A 17683-nucleotide genomic window follows, 5' to 3' on the forward strand; every position below is an offset into this window, starting at 1 on the left:
CCTCTCACCTCATATTGCTCCACTTGTCGATAAACTTACCATTCTTTCAAATCCATTGCCAGTAATTAAATCTCCTGCATGCACTATCTGAGAGTATAATGCCCAAAATATTATACTACTATAGTCAACAGGATCTTGATTCTGGGAAGAAGCTAGTATTGCTATTTGATTTCCATTAAGTACAGTATTATATATCTGTATATTAGAAATATATGGTGTTGGATATTCATTATCATTCGCTAAACCTTCCATTTGATAATTTATTGGAAAATTACCTATCCATAAGTAATTATTTGATTGATAAGTGATAGGTACATTACCAGACGCAACTTCCTCTCCGTTAATGTAAATTGTAACACTTCCATTATTATAGGCTATAACAACGTGAAAAGGCTGAGCTATATTTTGAGTAAACCTACCTGCTACTTCTGTATTTGATCCATTCTTAAACGAGATATTGCCTGAACCATATCCTTGTATTTTCCAAGAAACTCCGTTACTTAATGTTCCATAAGTCAAGAAATGCCCTCCACCGTAACTAGGATATCCATATCCTAATGCCCAGAAGGATATTGTAAATTGAGTTGGCTGTCCAATTGTGTTTTTAGTGTAAATTAAATTACTTGAAGGACCTCTAAGTAAGAAGTATGGATTACCTATTGAGAATACGTTTCTTTTACTGGCTATAGTATTGATAATCCCTGCATTCTGATACCATAGTAATTTAACGTTTGGCGTTTTTTGTATTTGTACAAAAAAGGGTACACTTTGAGCATTTAAGTAAATTTGAGAGTCACCAGTTAGAACGAAATTTCCTTGGAGTTGAGGAGAGTTTACTGGGTAAAAATTCCCTATTAATCCTATTTTACCTTGAGTATATCCTGCTGAAGTTAAAGATTGAATAAGCTCATATATTCCGCATGTTCCAGATCCGTCTGAGCACGATCCATCAAAAACTACTCCATCATTATTATATGCTGTATATGAGTTTTCATTTTGAATTACTATGCCTAATAATTCAGATAATTGAATAGTTTGAGAAGATGCTAATACATTTTTAGCTTTATTTTGCGCTAATCCTGAAGCTATTGCTGCTCCTGCCAATATTCCAGATTTGGTTAACAAATCCAATACTTCTCTTCTATTGTAGTTTGGCATGATTAAAATAAAGAAGAAATGTCTATATAAATCTTTTGCATTTTCTATTTAAGACTTTGCTTAACAATCTTTATCGAGATTTTTGGTATAAATTAAAATATGGATCTTTCCTCTATTTAATCTTTTTAATTATCTACTATTTAATAATTAATGTATTACAAACAACAGACTATATATAAGAAATAAATAAAAAATATAGATAATCATACTAATAATTTTATCTATTTATAAAATATTGTATTTAGTCACTTAAGAATACTTGCGTTGTAGCATTTATGCTTATCAATATATTTTAATCTTAATATTATAATTACATCTTAACAAAATATTAATATTATTTTTATTGTATTATATATTATTTATAATTAATAATAGATTTACGTTATTATGTTAAAAATTACATAGAGTAGTAATATGTGACTATTTTATACATTTAATTTTCGCTTCTTTACAAGTTTAAAGAGTTTATAAAAATAATTTATTTGAAATATAATAATGCGTTTTATAAATAAAAATATAGTTTCAATTAATTTACTTTATTACTTTCAATTTACGTTTATCATTACCTAAATTTTATGTAATACTCATAGTATGTAAATAAAACTGTTTTTATACTTAGTTAATACTTTTCTTTTAGATATTTAATAATACTAATTATAATAGATTTAGGTTCGAATATTATTATATATTTAAGGTTAAGGTTTCTATAAAATCGTAAGTAAATCTTCTATATTTTAAATGCTTTGGTAATCTGTATCTTTAATTTCTAGGTAGAAATATATTATTTACAGATTAAAAATATGAAGTAAAACATTATGATATTATATCAATGCACTTTTTATTATTTTTTAATTTTCCTTAATGCTATTATTGAAAGGACTACTAAACTAAAGAATGCAAGTCCTACGATTAGAACTAATGCTGTGTATCTACTTGGCGTTACTGGAGGAGTGCATCCGAGAGATGATATTTGACTAGAATTTAGAAACGTCTTAGAAGTTTCTATTTCGGAATTAGTTGTGCTAGTGGTCATAGTACTGGTTGTTGAAATAGTTTGTGAGGTAACTGAATTAGTCTGTGTAACGTAAGAAAATTTTAAAACATAAGATAAAGTTGAGTTAGAGATGTATCCGTCCTTATAAAGGATATAGTAATTTGAATAATTATTGTATATTTTTGCTACGTATCCGTAATGTATAGGATATTGAAGAGGTATGGGATAGGTCCAATTTTTTGGAGTTATTATAACTGGTGGTCTAAGCATTGAGAAGTTAAATGATTGTAATAATCCATATAAGTCAGAGTTTGCTACTATTTGTGTTAAAAATGGTAAATGCCAGTTATAGTCTATAAAAGCCAAAATAGTATATCCAGATAATGTATAATTGTTGATGAATCCTTCTTTTGAATATGGAGATATTATAAGTAAAGGTATTCTTTGGCCAAGTGTAGAGTAATTATATATGCCTAATTCTTGAAGATAATGATCACAACCTTCTCCGTACGTATAAATAATTGGTGGAGGAACTTGATCATAAAATCCTCCTCCTTCATCAAAAGTGATAAAAATTGCTGTGGAATTCCAATATTTGCTGTCCATTATAGCATTAATATAGTAGGATAAATTAACTTGTCCTTCAGTTAAATTATAAGGAGGATGTAAATCTAAGGCAGAATGAGTATCGTGACCGTCTCCTCCAGTAAACATTAACCAAGAAACTGAAGGTAAATTACCGGTTTTGAGATCGTAAATAAATTGGCTTGTATTAAAATAATGTGAAGAATAATCTTTAGATCCAGAAAATACTACTAACGGAAATGGAGGAAGAGATTGATTAGTTTTATATCCGTAATCAAAATATGCCCATGAAACTCCGTTTTCAGATAATTGATATAAAATTGTATATTTAAATGGAATTACTGATGATACAAAATTATCTCCAATTACTGATGTAGGATATCCAGTTAGATAAGCTACTCTATTAGGTTGTGTAGGGGCTAAAACTGGAGAAAAGTAATTATCAGCTAAAGTGTATTCTTCTGCATAATCCCAGAGGAGAGGAACTTGTTCATATGAGAGGTAAGCTAAAGATTGAGTTCCAGAACCTTCTACGAAACCATTCATACTTCCATTATTCCAATCTATATGATATGGAGTATAACCTTCTGTAGGATCTCTTAGAAAAATAGAGTTAGCATAATAAGGATGGAGAACTCCTTCGCTTAAATTGGATGGATTTTTAGGAATATCTGAACTGATGTTTAATCCTACTGGCCTCATTACTGATTCTGTTATATTATTTATTATTTCAGGTGTTCCAAAAGGATATGTTCCAAAGATATTATCAAATGAATGATTTTCCAATATAATTATTACAACGTGTTTAATTGGAGTTGAAGTTTCCTCTTCAGAATGTACTAGTGAAGCAAAACTAAATGATGCCAAAAATAAAATAAAAATCATCAATCCTAATACTACTAGCCTTCTCCTAATTTTATTCATGCTAATAAAGTATTGAGAATCCAAGAATTAAAATTAATGGTGTATCCAAAGATGAAGACATTATTGGTATTTATGATTTATTTCACTCTTCCTTTCTATCATCTAAAGAGTAAGGATTTGGTTTACCCATTTTAGAGGCTCGATCTTAAGAAGTACCAGTGATTGTGTTTAAGGATTCATCGACACTGGTAGAAGTATCCAAATATTGTATAAAAATTGATGAATTATCAAGCATTGAAGACATCAAAGAATTTTAAAAAAAAATGAGACAGAAATGATAGATTATTCGAAACAATTCACGTGGAATAGCCTATTTTTCTTCTGGCAATTATACTGTAATTTTCAAAGATGTAAATTCTTCAGTATGCGTCTACTCTATAACTATTAATTCTTCAACTTACTTAGTAAAATATAATTCAGAAATACCTTGGAATAGTATAGGTTATGTCGGAATTAGAACTGATAACGGTATCGTTGTACCATTATCATTTAAAGTAGAATCATTTACTCCTGCTAAGTATATTGTATACATAAATGATTAAGGAATATGCATCAGGCTATAGTAATGGGACTTCCATAACTCTTAGAATATTCTCACCTTCTGTCATAAACATAACTTTTCCACAATATCACGTATACAAAGTAATTACAATAGGTACAAGTAAATCTTCTGATATTCATGAAAATTTTCCTATATTACAATCTATTCTAATTATAATTGCAGTAGTGCTCATTGGATTATCTATATTGAGGGAAATATTAAATAAAAAGACTTAAAATAAAACAATCAATATTATTTGATAATTACTCTTATATTACTTTTAGATATTATACAATATTTGTAAATGAGTAATTAATGAAATTTCATTTTATGATTAAACTAAGATTTTTTAGTATATATAAATATCTGATAAAAAATAAGATACTAATACTTTGTACAATAAAAATTATTTCTTTTTCTCACAATAAATTATCCCCAAATACTTTGCAGGACGAGATGGAAATGATTTTTTTAGTTTACAAGTATAATCTAATTCTTCTAACTTCTTCATTAACGAGTTTGCTTTTACCTTAGTTCTAGAGTAATGATGTTCAAAAATAATCTTGTCAAATGACGAAAGTATTTCTGGCTTACTATTCATAATAATATCAGCCTCACATCCTTCGCAATCCATCTTCAACAAGTAAGGTTCTTTTACAATCTCTTTCACAATCTTCTCTAAAGAGAAAACAGGAACTTCAACATCACCTTGATTATTAACAGAATAAACACTACTTTTCCCAATACTAACATTAGATGGTACTTTTATTACTTCGTCTTTACTACTAACTCCAGCATTAAATAAAAGAATTTTATTTTCCAAATTGTTCAACTTAATATTTCCTAAAGCTTTCTCATAAATTGATGGTAAAGGTTCAAAAGCGTAAACTTTCTTTGCTCCCTTCAAAGCAAAATATAATGCAGTATCACCAACATTAGCACCAACATCAACAACTTCCTTACTTGAAACATCAGTATTATATTCTTCAGAAGCGAATGTTTCAAGAAAAACTCCAGAAAGATGAAGTACCTTCAAATTATACTTAGCATAAATCCAAACATTATCTTCTTTAATCCAACCAGATAATAAAAAAAGATAATCTGAGTATGATTTATTTTCGTCATTTAACTCAGAAAGCAATTGTTTTTTAGATATAAAATTTAAAATCTTACTTAAATCATAATTATATTTTTGTAATAGATCTACAATACTTCTGATGCAATCATATGAGCAGTAAGTTTCATTACCATTCCTGAAAATAACTTCAATATCTTTTCTCTTTCCTCTTCTAAGTTCATTAAGAATTGAATACCAATTTTTAAAAGCGATCCTATAATAATAGAAAAATCGCTTTAATAAAATGTTATAGTGAGTAGTGTCTAGCATAAATGATAAATGTTTACGAAATTATTAAACTTTATTATTTAGTATATATTTTGTAGATTATGATTTAACTAAGTAATTGTTTAAACTTTATACTCAGTGTTTTAAGCTCTAACTTTGTAGAGGTAGTGCTGTACACACTAAAGGGAAGCGTTGGAATGCAGTCATGAAAATCAGTATGTAATACGCGAAAAATTAAATGTAATAAAATAGTATATATAAAAAATTCTAATATAAAATCCTAGCGAAAAACACTTGTGCTAGAGTTAGTAAGACATGAATAGAGGTCAATCCAATGAACATAGTAACCCTAGCAAAATTAATACTACTAATACCCCGATATAAAAACATTAAGCCAAAAAAGCACAACTCAAAAGAAATAGCCCAAACCCTAGCAGAATACTAGGAATACCAATAAATCAATTCCCCTTACCAAAATCAAAAACATACTACATAAACAAACTAAAAATAAAAAATAGAAGACATAAATGCTTCGCCTCTTACCGAACTATTTTTCATGAATTGTCTAAGCATAAGGCAAAGTTGAATTCCAGTCAACGTTTTATTCTTTCTCTCTTGACCTTAAAGATCTAGTGTGAAAAATCGTAGGAGCCTCAATTTTTAGATACTCCAAAAACTATAATAGGCTATATAGGTAATTTTAATTCTACTTTTTAAATTTTATAAAGTAGATTGAACTGAAGATCTACTTTCATTCTCACTCATGCATCTTAATTTAATGATTGAGTATTTGCTAAGGAGAGAAATTCTATCAAGTTATAAACTCTATACTCATCATTTATGAACATGATATTAAATGATTTATCAATTAATGCTTTTTTGACATAATCCATATAAAAAAGCGACATTAAACTAGTACTAATCATAATGTTTTTATCTTGTAGTAATAGACCATATTCGGTTTTTATAAATTTTACATTAAACTTATTCAGCAACTTTTCTAATAACATATTTAAGTTATATTTATTAACGGCAAATTTTACTAATAATAAATCGAAATAGTGATCATTAATAAAATAATCTTTAATAACTTCACTATCTTTTGGAGTATCAATATTTGATGGTATAAAATAAACATTACAGTTAAGAAAACTCCATATTAAATATTCTTCTGATAATAATGAACTATTTGAAATAACCAGTTTATATTTAGTTTTTTCTAAATTTATTTCAGAAATTATTTTTACTTTATTAAAATCATTGTATTTGTATTTTATGTTCTTAAAAAGTATATCTTTAGCTTTGTTACATTCCCTCTTAATACAGTCTTTACCCAAAAAATTACCTGGAACTATGTTTATCCATTCTTTTTCAGTTCTAAAACTAATTAACGAGTAATCTAATTTAGAAGCATCTTTTTCTATAACTAAATCTTTAGATATTATATAGGGATCAACAATAACTTTGAAATTCTTTATTATATTAAAAGCTTCCATTCTTCTTAACTTATAATGTATAGTTGAATTATCTACTCCTAATTCTTTAGCTAGCTCTCTTTCTGATTTTAAGCCAGATTTTAAAATATGAAGTAATAAAAAATCATTATCGTAAGGTATAGTTAATTCTTCATTCATTATATAGACTATCATACATTGTTAGTTAATATAATTTTCTAAAATATTTCATTATTTTTATACCTTATCAGACTTCTAAGATAAAGTTAATTTAAAAAATATTCCTAAATATATGTAAAAAATTTAAGCTTTATAGATAATGTTTAAATAAATGTAAATAAGGTAAGTAAATACATGAATTATATAGGTTATTAATTCAAACCTAACTTAATAAATGAATACTTTCTAAAATAGAATCCTAAAAAATTACTATATTTTTAACAAATTTTTTATCTATAATAAACTCAACTTAAAGAATTATTTAATGTTAAACTCCGTTAATATATCTTTTAAAAATAATAAAACGTGTTAAAATCTAAAAGCTAATGACAATTTAAACGATTTCCCAACTCTTAATCATTTATACTACTCCTTCTATCATGCATGTAAAAACACAGAATTAAAACAAAAATTAGATTCAAACAACAAAACTCTCAGAAGATTGCAATATTAACTTCAAAGAAGATATATAATTCTCAACATTACCCAAATCATACATCCTATCAACCTTTATAGCACGAAAATCAACACCACCATCAATCAAATACTTGATCGCATCAGTAAGCTGAACCTCAACCTTAGAATTACCCCTCCCCCTCCTAACAAACTCCAAAGCATCAAACACCCTATAATCAAAATGATAATAAGGAACAATAATCCAATTAGACTTAGGATCAACAGGCTTCTCCTCAACACTCACAACCCTATCACCATCAAGAGAAACAACACCATAAGGCCTAGGATTACTAACCCAAGTTACCAAAAAAGAATTAACCACCATATTAGGCAAACCATCAATAATAGTATCAGCAGCAGCAACAACAAAATCCGAATGAACAAAAGGCTTAGCCCTCAAAACAGCATCACCAAAACCCTCCGGCGAAGACTGATTAACAAAAGCAATATTACTCCTCTCAATCTTACCATAAAACTCCTCCAACTCCCTAGCCTGCCTACCCTTACCCAAACCCTCCAAATAATACACAAAATCATAATCAGGAGTAAAATGATCCTCTATAACCCTCTTACCCCTACCCACAACCATAACAAAATCCCTAACACCAAAATCATAAAACTGCTCAAAAATAATCTGAATAACAGGCTTAAAAGAACCCCTAAAAGGAACAGGAAACATCTCCTTAGGAATCTCCTTAGATGCCGGAAGCATCCTAGTACCTAAACCAGCAGCAGTAATAATAGCCTCCATCCTAAACACCCAAACCAACAGCCCTAAAGTGACTTCTATCCATTTTGCTAGGATCCAAAATCCTCCTCCCATCAACCACAAACTTACCCTTCAACTTCTCCTCCAACCCTCTAAATTCATCCCATTCAGTAGCAACTATTACCCCTTCTCCACGACTTATACACTCATCAAGAGTCACCATTTCTACGTTAGATTTAGCTTTAGGATCATAAGCTATAACCTTAGCACCCTCCTTCCTCAGTAAATCAATGATTTTTAATGCCACGCTCTCCCTCGTATCATCAGTATTAGGTTTAAAAGCTAATCCCAATACGCAAATTGTCTTACCCTTAATTTCCGTCAACTCTTTTAGCATTTTTATTGCTCTGGCTGGTCTTTCTTGATTAACTTCTATTGCTGCTTCTATAGTTTTTAGGATTTCTTCTTTTTCTCTAGCGAATGAGGTTAAAGCTAAAGTATCTTTTGGGAAACAAGATCCTCCCCATCCTAAACCTGCTGATAGAAAGTATGGTGAAATTCTCTTATCAAATCCTATTGCTTTAGCTATTACTTCAACGTCACAATTAGGGAGTTTTTCGCATAAGTTTGCTATTTCATTTATAAATGAAATTTTTAACGCTAAAAACGAATTAGCTGCGTACTTTATCATTTCAGCCTCCTCAAAGCTAGTCCTTATAACTGGAGAATTAGTAAAAGACCATAATTTTTCAATCAAATCTCCAGATTCCTTATCCTCACTACCTATAACGATTCTATCTGGATTCCTAGTATCCCTTATAGCATTCCCTTCTTTCAAAAATTCTGGATTAACTACTACTTTTAAATTGTGTCCTAGAATTTCTTTTACTTTTCTAGCTGTTCCTGGCACTACGGTACTTTTTATTACTATGGTTGAAGATTTTTTGACTGTTTCTGCGATCTTTTTTGACGCGTCAAATACGTAATTCAAGTAAATTTTACCATTTACCGTAGGCGTAGAAACTGTGATAAAAATTACGTCAGCATCAGATAAGATGGAATAGTCTGTAGAGAATTTCATTTTATCAAAATTTTTTACTAGCAATTCTTGTAATTCTGGTTCATAAATTGGAGATTTTCTACATTCTAAACCTGATACTCTTTTCTCGTCAATATCAACTCCTAATATTTCGTGACCTTGATCTGCTAGAACTACTCCAGTAGATAATCCTACTACGCCTAATCCTACTATTCCTATTTTCAATTTAATACACCTTTAAACCATTCTATAGTTATTTTTAATCCTTCTTCAATATTAACTTTTGGTTCCCAATTTAAAATTTTTTTGGCTTTACTTATATCAGCAGCCCTTCTAGGTGGATCATCTTCTCTAGGAGGGAGGAATTTAATTTTGGATTCGCTCTTAGTCATTGATAAAATAGTATTGGCTAGTTCGATAATTTTCATTTCTTTATCTGATCCGATGTTTAATATTGTTCCTTTTAATCCTTTGCCTAGCATCTTTTTTGTAGCTTCTACCCAGTCGCTAACGTATAAGAATGCTCTAGTTTGGTTTCCGTCACCGAAGATTGTTATGTCTTCTCCTTTTAGTGCTTGGTAAATGAAACGTGAGATTACTCTTCCGTATGAACCGTCTTCTCTGAGTTTTGGACCGTAAACGTTGAATGGTCTTTGTATTCTTACGTCTAGTCCGTATTGTCTTAAGTATGACATTATTAGTGCTTCTGAGAAGCGTTTGCTTTCATCATAGCAACTTCTGATTCCGTTAGGATTTACTTTTCCCCAATAAGTTTCGGGAGTTGGAATTATTTCTGCGTGACCATATATTTCTGATGAGGAAGTGTAAAAGAAGATTGCGTCACTTTTCCTTGCGATTTCTAACGCTTTGTAAGTTCCTATAGAGTTAGATAGTGCTGTTTCTACTGGATGATTTATGTAGTCTTCTGGTGATGGTCTAGCTGCTAAGTCTATTACGTAATCGTATTTTTCATTAGTTTCAAAGTTTTCAATTTTTTGCCTTATGAAGTTTATGCCAGGTTTTTTCTCAAAATATTTTACTGTAGATAAATCATCAACTATTGTTATTTCACCATCTAAAGAATTAATAAGGTGAGATCCTAGAAAACCAGCACCACCTATTACCAAATATTTCATAAAAACGATGCTGTAAAACCAATATAAAAATTTTTATAAGATTTTGTGTAAATAATTTGTAGCAAAGAAGAGCATTATCGAAATTATCTAACTCTACAAACTAGTTTAGAGCTATGTATTAATAATTTATTAATTTCATTTCTTATTTCCATTTATATTATATTAGCTAATTATTACTCTATTTCCTAAAAATTTAGGAAAATAATAAAAAGTCTATTAATTATATATTGTTGTAAGAACCTTAATGCATATATATCACAATTGATATAGAGATAAATAATGAAATCAAAAATTACTAACTTACTAGGAGTACGTCCGCTAAGCTTTAGAGATTTATATCTAATGGCGAATTTTGTTCTCGATCATAAAAATATTAAGGCAATGGAAAATGATCATAGATTAGTAAAAATTAAGTATAATAATATTATATGGAATTTGCGATATTCTATGCTAGATTTTGATTTAGGAATAATAATGGGTACACATGAGTTAGAAATAATTAAATGGGTTGATTTCAGAACATTAAGAACTTTTGTTGACGTAGGAGCTTACATAGGAACATATACGCTAAGAGCAGCATATTATGGAGCTAATGTTTACGCTTTTGAACCAAATCCTTATAGTTATTCTATTTTAGAACGTAATATTGCTGATAATAATTTTAATAATGTCAAATTATATAATGTGGCATTATATGACCAGCCTGCGGAAATGGATATATGTATAGGTGATGTGGGTTCTTCTTTAATCAGAGAATGTAATAATCAATTTAAAGTAAAAACGTTGACCCTAGATAGTATTAATTTTGATGAAAAAATTGATTTAATTAAAATTGATGCTGAAGGAGCTGAATATCCTATACTTAAAGGAGGATTAAAAACATTAGATATAACTCAAAAAATTTTAATTGAAATTACAAAAGATGAACAAGATATTCATAACCTTTTAGTGTCTAGAGGATTTAAGATAGCAAAAAAGGGCAAAACTAATGAAACTACTCAGTATATTCTTTACGAGAGATAAGAAAATAGTATTTAATATTATATGTTTAATTTATTTACTAGATCAATTAGCTTTTTTGCTTGTATTTTGGGATTATGATTCTCCATAACTATATCTTTATTCTTAGTGAAGTCTATATTTACTCTATTATCTAAGATATCTAATATCGCTTCAATGAATTCGTCTTCAGTCTCTGCATTTATATACTTAATCTCGTCTATTCCTTTTACTGCTTCTCTAGTAGCTATGATGGGCTTTCCTGCAGCCATGTATTCTAATATTTTTAATTTTACACCTCCACCTCTCCTCAATGGAGCTATACAAATATCTGCTCCTAAAATATATGGTATTGTAGATCTTACATATCCAGTTGTATAAACAGGTTCTGAAACTTCTGGAGGAGAAGGACCAACAAGATAGAAATTCATATTTTTCTTTGTTTTTGTTTTAATTTTTTCTGCTATTCTAATTATGATTTCTGCTGCCTCTCTATTTGGTGGATATCCCATACCACCTACAAAAACTATTGCAGGTTTTTTCAAATTAATAGGAGATTCTTTTTCGAAACTTTCTACATCTATTACATTAGGAAATATTACAGTTTTATTCTTTATTAGTGATGCTTCTATTTTTGATGGAACTAGTATAATATCACAATATTTTGAAAAACTTTCGAATATTGAAATTATCGTTTTACCCATTTTTGATAGTCCTACATCTTGCTTAGATTCAACCGAATGTAAATGTAGTATGCATTTAGATTTCAGTCTTTTAGAAGATATTAATGAAGGAATAATTGGCCAGGCTGTTTCTGATATAATTACGTCAAATTTTTCTGAAACTATTTTACTTATAAAGCCTGGAGATAATTGTCTCAACCATAGCAATTTCTTTCCGTTTTCTTCTGCTTTTCTCGTAGAATAAGGAATAATCTTGACTTCTATATTGTCTTGAATCTTTGTTAACTCATTATATAATAAGTATACTTGTTCATGTATACCTCCTCTTTGTGGATATATACTCTCCATCATTACTATTCCAATTTTCACATATGTATATTATTTTGAATTATATTTAAGACTTACGAAACGTATATTGTCTTATTAAATTATTAACGTACAGATATAAAATATACATTATATAGTTGAAATAAGCGATATTAGCTTAATCAATAGTATAATAGAAACTCATTGCAACATCTTATGGATTTTGTATACATTCATTCAATTTCTTCAAAATCTCGTCTATTTCGTGTTTTTTCTCTTTAAGCATTTGATGATATTTGATATATTGTAAACCTTTTTCAGTGATAACGTATTTGTCATCCTTTTTCATAATAAGTCCTTTATTTATTAATAGGTCTAGATACTTATTAAGCAGTTGAAAGCTTAAGTTAGCATTATACATTAATCTAGTTTTTTTAGTTCCATTAATACATGATAAAAGTACATCATAAATTATTTCATAATGAGATCTCTTTGTCTTTTCAGTCATTATTATCTAAGACATACTAGAGCAATCTTATATATAATATTTTCTTATATAAAACGATTGAGTAATGATAACTAAAAAGTAAGGATGTTATACACTATTTTTAACTCTGATTGAAAGATATTAACTTATCTCCTTTAACTTATGTTTTTGATGTTACACTATTCTTTACCGTTAAATTCCTTATTATTTCCATTCTCTATTTCAAATAATGAAAGTTCAATAAGTTTTATCAGAAGTTTTTATGCCGTCCAGAAATAGTACTTTCTATACGCTTCCTCCTTACTATAAAGTAGTTGACTGACTATAATAGATACAAATATTTTCATAATAAATTTTAATCATAATTAAAAATTAAATAGTATTCTTTTCTAGTTCATACCATTTCTTAATCAATTTAATTCTTATTGAATTCGGAGCGAAAACTGATAGATTGGATAATATAGATTTCACCTCAAAATTTACCTTAATTACTCTTATTATATCCATAATTTTGACACTATCATTCATCTTATTATAAGGAGAGGGTAATCTAGCAACAATTAATTTATTTTCAGATAAAAGAGACATCAAATAGTTATATACAATTTTAATATTACTATCTTTCAAATCTAGATTATCTCTAATCATTTTTAGCATTATATTTAACGCTAATATTTTTCTTTCAAATCTAGATCTTCTATATGTTAACCAGTCCTCGAATTTTAATCCTCTCGTATAACTAACATTTTTATTATGTACCCTATATAATGTAAGAATTTCTTTATGTATAGCTATATCTAAACCAGATAATAAAGCAACAGTAGAATAAAATATATCAATATCTAAAGGCATCATATCTAGATATCTATTATATTTTTCTAGTTTATCCTTCCTAATACTTATACAACTGTTATAAATTAATGCTCCTTGATATATTAATTGTTGTACTTGTTGTCTTGTTAGGTTTTTTGTGCTTACTATTTTTTCTTCTGTTTTCTCATTTTGTATTGTAGTTGGGATATTATTATTAATAAAGTCTTGTTTTGCGTTGTGGTAGTATACTATGTTTTTGTTTTCGAATACTTTTTTCACTTTTTCTAATTTTTTAGGCAAGAATAAGTCGTCATCATCTAAGAATGAAATTATCTCTCCTTCAGCAATTTTCAAAGCTTGTACTATGTCTTTTCCTTGCTCTTGATTATTTGCAATTATTGTTTTTACTCCTTTTTCTTCTAATTCTTTGTTATAATCTTCAAAGTTTTTTACAACTATTACTTCATACTCGCTTCTTGGTAGTGTTTGATTTAGTGTGGAGTTTACTGCTTGCATTAAGTAGTCTTTTCTATCATGTGCAGTAATTATTACGCTAATTAAAACCATATAAATAGTTGATAAAATTGTGGTATATAAGTTATTGTAGTTGGTTTATTATGTTGTGTATTTTGTTTTTGAAGTTTTGTATGTTGTATTGTTGTGCTTTTTGTTGTGCTTTTTCTGAGTATTCTTTGAATGTTTTTTCGTCTTCTATAATTTTTATTATTTCTTGTGATGCTTCTTCTACGCTTGTATATCCTATGCCGTATTTTCCTTCTTCTATGATGTCCATCCAAGTGCCTGAAGATTTGTAAACTATTGGTACTGCTCCAGCGTGCATTGCTTCTGCTACTCCTAAACCAAAATTGTCGTATCTCATGCAATGTAGGACAATTTTAGCTGAGTTTAGTATTCTCCACTTGTCGTACTCGCTAACGTCAGTAAGTAATTCTACATCATCACCAGCCAACTTCCTCAACTCGGAAAAATAGTCTTTAGGTGAGTTATGAACTAGCTCTAGTCCTCCTATTATTTTGAATTTTGTGTTTGGTTGTTTTTGTTTTACTTTTTTTGCTATTTGTATGAATTCTTCCCAGTGTTTTGATGGTACGTATTTTCCTACTCCTACTATTAGGTTTTGTTTTTCTTGATTTTTTGTTTCTTGTGGTATTACTGGAGGATAAACAATCTCACAATCAAAGCCTACTTTATCTTTCATGATTTCTTTTACGTATTTTGAGCTGCACAAATTGATTTTTCCTTCTGCTAGCTTTAGTATTATTGGATAGGATAATTTGAAATATATTTTTTTAATATTTTTATATGGTTTTTGTCTGTCTTTTCTTAATATGCCTGGAGGATATATTATATAGTTAAGATCTCCTCCTAAATGAAGATGTGAGTAATAGAGATTTACAATTTTAATATTTTTACCTTTAAGAAGAGACCTTAATTTTATTATTGGTAGATCTAAAACTGGTGATATTATAGGACCCATAATTAGGTTTAAATGTAAAATTTCTGCGTTAGGAAAGTTTATATTTGTATTTTTAGGGAAAACTAAATATGGTTTTATTTTAGTTTCTTCTAGTACTTTTAGAAAGGATAAGGCAAAGGTGGATTCGCTGGTTAAGTTTATAGGAGGCATTATAATCAAGATATTTTTCATATTAAAATATAGTAGATATAATAAGCTAAAAATACTTATCGATGCTAAATTTGATAGGAGTCTAGTGTTTCTACTTTCTTTTGTTTGTGGAGTATCCTCAAATTGCTCTTCTCTTAATCAGAACTATTCAATCAGCATAAGTATTTAAATGGTACACACTATGCTTTAATTGCTCTAATGATAGGTATTGCATGAAAACTTTTAATGTATAGTATAAACATATTTGTTTAATGGAAGAAATTCCTATTGTAGTTCTAAATTATAATGGATTGAATCTATTGAAAATGTATTTAGATAGTGTATTGAATACTGAATATCCTAATGAAGTTGTAGTGGTAGATAATGGATCTAAAGATGGTAGTGTAGAATATTTGAAGTCTAAAGGAGTAAAGGTTATTGCTTTGGATAAAAATTATGGTCCTGCATATGCTAGAAACGCAGCTATAAAAGAGTTCAAGACTAGATATATGGCTTTTCTCGATAATGATGTTTTAGTTCCTAAGGATTGGCTTAATCCATTAGTAGAAGTAATGAAAGATAGAAGTAATGTAGCTGCCGCACAGAGTGTTTATACTGAATGGAGATGGGGTGAAGAGCCTATGGAGATTCCTTGGTTCTCTACTGCTGCTTCTTTGACAAGGAGAGATCTTTTGGAAAGTGTGGGAGGATTTGATAATCATTATTTTTTCTACTGGGAGGATATTGAGCTTTCATGGAAGCTTTACAGAGCTGGTTACAGTATTCTTATGGTTCCTAGGTCTAAAGTTGTACATAACGCTCATGGAACTGCTAAGAAGCTTCCTTCGCCTTTTGTTTCTTATCTCATGTTACGTAATCAATTGATATTATTATTAACGTTTTATAGTAAGAAAAAAATATTGACTAATTTTGTGCCTTTATTAATGATAAGGTTTTTCCAATCATTTAGACCTCCAAATAGGAAAGCTAAATTGAAGGCCATATTTTCTTTAGTTGCTGAGACTAAATATATTCTGAATAAAAGGAAAGAAATAGAAAAAATATCAAAAAATTACGATGATAGATTTTTCAATTATCTTGGTAAAGATCCTTTCGGTTATGTGGAATTTAGGTCTGTAATAGAAGGAATAAAGTATAAGATGGAGAAAAGGAGTTTATCTACTCCTGTTAGCTAAACGTTTTTTCTTATATTAAATATTATTAATGCTAGTTGTATATTTGGAGTATTTTTCTTCGAATATTTTCATAGCTTCTTTGAATATTGGATCGCTACAAGTTTTAGCCTCATATTTTAGAAGATTGTAATGTCTTTTTAAGTCCCAATCTATTCCTTTTAAGTTAGGTGGTAGCTCTTCTCTTAAATATTTTGTACATTTGTAGTGAGCTATCATATTGATTTTTGTAATAGCAAGAATTTTACCTAAAATGTAAAATGGAGTTAGTTCAGGTTGGTTTTTTAAGTGAATTGAAGGTAATCCTACTAATGTATCGTCTCTGTATCTTTCTATTAGTCCTTTTGCTGTCTGTATTTTTGAATGCTTTCTTTTATGCTCATGATAGTGTTTTACGAATATGTAATCTTTATCTGCTAAATAAAGATATTTACAATTATCAGTTAGCCTAAACCATAAATCCCAATCTTCTCTATGGGTTAGATTTCTCCATCCTCCTATTTCTTTTAATAGTTTTGTTGGTGCTAAGATTGGGAATGAGCTTCTTCCTACTTTTATTGCGTAGTTTGTGTAGTTTTGTAGGTATTCTTTTACTAGTTTTTGTAGGTTTTTGTATGTTTGATCTGCGTCTAAGCATAGTATGTAGTCTCCTTTTGATAGTTGTAATGCTTTGTTTCTTGCTCCTCCCTTTGGTCCAATGTACTGGGATGTTGTGATATTATATTGTTTGTTTCTTTTTTCTTTTTTCTCATATTCTTTTATTATTTTGTATGTTTGGTCTTTGCTACCGTTATCTACTATGATTATTTCGTAATTATCGTCAATTTGTGAAATTATGTTATCCAGTACTGTTCTTATTACTGGTTCTTCATTCTTAGCTATGATATTAATACTAATCATTAAAGAAAAATCACAAAACAAAATAATAAACCTTAAATGACACCTTATAGGCCTGAGATTTTCTATCTTATTTAGCAGTAATTAAGAAATCATAATTGTTTCTTTCAATTAAAAA

15 protein-coding genes are annotated in these 17683 nt (G+C 28.8%); 3 read left to right on the forward strand and 12 right to left on the reverse strand.

Annotated features, from left to right (window positions below; genetic code table 11):
- Positions 1-9 precede the first annotated feature (9 nt).
- Positions 10-1158: a LamG-like jellyroll fold domain-containing protein gene (locus tag B6F84_RS00365; protein WP_148690376.1), complete on the reverse strand. Its 1149-nt coding sequence runs from the start codon at positions 1156-1158 to the stop codon at positions 10-12.
- 841 nt (positions 1159-1999) lie between these two features.
- Positions 2000-3661 carry an alkaline phosphatase family protein gene (locus tag B6F84_RS00370; protein WP_148690377.1) on the reverse strand — a complete coding sequence of 554 codons (1662 nt, stop codon included), beginning with the start codon at positions 3659-3661 and terminating at the stop codon, positions 2000-2002.
- A gap of 534 nt (positions 3662-4195) precedes the next feature.
- Here B6F84_RS00370 and B6F84_RS00375 point away from each other — a divergent pair.
- Entirely contained in the window at positions 4196-4438 is a 243-nt protein-coding gene (locus B6F84_RS00375; protein ID WP_148690378.1) for a hypothetical protein, read from the forward strand.
- A 170-nt stretch (positions 4439-4608) separates the two neighbouring features.
- Here the strand turns inward: B6F84_RS00375 and B6F84_RS00380 are convergent, their stop codons facing one another.
- The 5 genes from B6F84_RS00380 to B6F84_RS00400 form a co-directional block, all read right to left on the reverse strand.
- The gene (locus tag B6F84_RS00380) at positions 4609-5589 is read right to left on the reverse strand and encodes an FkbM family methyltransferase (protein WP_148690379.1); all 981 of its coding nucleotides are present in this window, start codon (positions 5587-5589) and stop codon (positions 4609-4611) included.
- A 728-nt stretch (positions 5590-6317) separates the two neighbouring features.
- Positions 6318-7196 (reverse strand): hypothetical protein, encoded by an 879-nt coding sequence (locus B6F84_RS00385; protein WP_148690380.1) that lies wholly within the window; start codon positions 7194-7196, stop codon positions 6318-6320.
- Between the two features lie 442 nt (positions 7197-7638).
- Entirely contained in the window at positions 7639-8427 is a 789-nt protein-coding gene (locus tag B6F84_RS00390; protein ID WP_148690381.1) for a sugar phosphate nucleotidyltransferase, read from the reverse strand.
- A 1-nt stretch (position 8428) separates the two neighbouring features.
- Entirely contained in the window at positions 8429-9649 is a 1221-nt protein-coding gene (locus tag B6F84_RS00395; RefSeq protein ID WP_148690382.1) for a UDP-glucose dehydrogenase family protein, read from the reverse strand.
- On the reverse strand, positions 9646-10560 hold the full coding sequence (locus B6F84_RS00400) for an NAD-dependent epimerase/dehydratase family protein (protein WP_148690383.1): 915 nt from the start codon (positions 10558-10560) through the stop codon (positions 9646-9648). The genes B6F84_RS00395 and B6F84_RS00400 overlap by 4 nt, the downstream gene beginning before the upstream one ends.
- Before the next feature lie 279 nt (positions 10561-10839).
- Here B6F84_RS00400 and B6F84_RS00405 point away from each other — a divergent pair, with 279 nt between their 5' ends.
- Positions 10840-11583, forward strand: a complete 744-nt coding sequence (locus tag B6F84_RS00405; RefSeq protein WP_148690384.1) for an FkbM family methyltransferase — start codon at positions 10840-10842, stop codon at positions 11581-11583.
- A 17-nt stretch (positions 11584-11600) separates the two neighbouring features.
- On the opposite strand, the gene B6F84_RS00410 is transcribed toward B6F84_RS00405, so the two are convergent.
- The 4 genes from B6F84_RS00410 to B6F84_RS00425 form a co-directional block, all read right to left on the reverse strand.
- Entirely contained in the window at positions 11601-12593 is a 993-nt protein-coding gene (locus B6F84_RS00410) for a glycosyltransferase family 4 protein (RefSeq protein ID WP_148692782.1), read from the reverse strand.
- A gap of 169 nt (positions 12594-12762) precedes the next feature.
- Positions 12763-13056: an Sso10a family chromatin protein gene (locus B6F84_RS00415; RefSeq protein WP_148690385.1), complete on the reverse strand. Its 294-nt coding sequence runs from the start codon at positions 13054-13056 to the stop codon at positions 12763-12765.
- 351 nt (positions 13057-13407) lie between these two features.
- Complete coding sequence (locus B6F84_RS00420; RefSeq protein ID WP_148690386.1) at positions 13408-14415, reverse strand: glycosyltransferase family 2 protein; 1008 nt, start codon at positions 14413-14415, stop codon at positions 13408-13410.
- Between the two features lie 31 nt (positions 14416-14446).
- The gene (locus tag B6F84_RS00425) at positions 14447-15517 is read right to left on the reverse strand and encodes a glycosyltransferase (RefSeq protein WP_148690387.1); all 1071 of its coding nucleotides are present in this window, start codon (positions 15515-15517) and stop codon (positions 14447-14449) included.
- Positions 15518-15747: 230 nt separating this feature from the next.
- Between B6F84_RS00425 and B6F84_RS00430 the strand changes: the two genes are divergently transcribed.
- Positions 15748-16671, forward strand: coding sequence for a glycosyltransferase family 2 protein (locus tag B6F84_RS00430; RefSeq protein ID WP_148690388.1), 924 nt, complete (start codon positions 15748-15750; stop codon positions 16669-16671).
- 15 nt (positions 16672-16686) lie between these two features.
- Here the strand turns inward: B6F84_RS00430 and B6F84_RS00435 are convergent, their stop codons facing one another.
- Positions 16687-17568, reverse strand: a complete 882-nt coding sequence (locus B6F84_RS00435) for a glycosyltransferase family A protein (RefSeq protein WP_148690389.1) — start codon at positions 17566-17568, stop codon at positions 16687-16689.
- Positions 17569-17683: the final 115 nt, after the last annotated feature.

The organism is Acidianus manzaensis (assembly GCF_002116695.1).
GTDB classification, from domain to species: domain Archaea; phylum Thermoproteota; class Thermoprotei_A; order Sulfolobales; family Sulfolobaceae; genus Acidianus; species Acidianus manzaensis.

Bases quoted from the DNA above. Each gene is read 5' to 3' on its own strand.
- B6F84_RS00390 (WP_148690381.1), bottom strand. From the start codon at position 8,427: ATGGAGGCTATTATTACTGCTGCTGGTTTAGGTACTAGGATGCTTCCG.
- B6F84_RS00370 (WP_148690377.1), bottom strand. From the start codon at position 3,661: ATGAATAAAATTAGGAGAAGGCTAGTAGTATTAGGATTGATGATTTTT.
- B6F84_RS00425 (WP_148690387.1), bottom strand. From the start codon at position 15,517: ATGAAAAATATCTTGATTATAATGCCTCCTATAAACTTAACCAGCGAA.
- B6F84_RS00430 (WP_148690388.1), top strand. From the start codon at position 15,748: ATGGAAGAAATTCCTATTGTAGTTCTAAATTATAATGGATTGAATCTA.
- B6F84_RS00420 (WP_148690386.1), bottom strand. From the start codon at position 14,415: ATGGTTTTAATTAGCGTAATAATTACTGCACATGATAGAAAAGACTAC.
- B6F84_RS00410 (WP_148692782.1), bottom strand. From the start codon at position 12,593: ATGATGGAGAGTATATATCCACAAAGAGGAGGTATACATGAACAAGTA.
- B6F84_RS00385 (WP_148690380.1), bottom strand. From the start codon at position 7,196: ATGATAGTCTATATAATGAATGAAGAATTAACTATACCTTACGATAAT.
- B6F84_RS00375 (WP_148690378.1), top strand. From the start codon at position 4,196: ATGATTAAGGAATATGCATCAGGCTATAGTAATGGGACTTCCATAACT.
- B6F84_RS00365 (WP_148690376.1), bottom strand. From the start codon at position 1,158: ATGCCAAACTACAATAGAAGAGAAGTATTGGATTTGTTAACCAAATCT.
- B6F84_RS00435 (WP_148690389.1), bottom strand. From the start codon at position 17,568: ATGATTAGTATTAATATCATAGCTAAGAATGAAGAACCAGTAATAAGA.
- B6F84_RS00400 (WP_148690383.1), bottom strand. From the start codon at position 10,560: ATGAAATATTTGGTAATAGGTGGTGCTGGTTTTCTAGGATCTCACCTT.
- B6F84_RS00415 (WP_148690385.1), bottom strand. From the start codon at position 13,056: ATGACTGAAAAGACAAAGAGATCTCATTATGAAATAATTTATGATGTA.
- B6F84_RS00380 (WP_148690379.1), bottom strand. From the start codon at position 5,589: ATGCTAGACACTACTCACTATAACATTTTATTAAAGCGATTTTTCTAT.
- B6F84_RS00405 (WP_148690384.1), top strand. From the start codon at position 10,840: ATGAAATCAAAAATTACTAACTTACTAGGAGTACGTCCGCTAAGCTTT.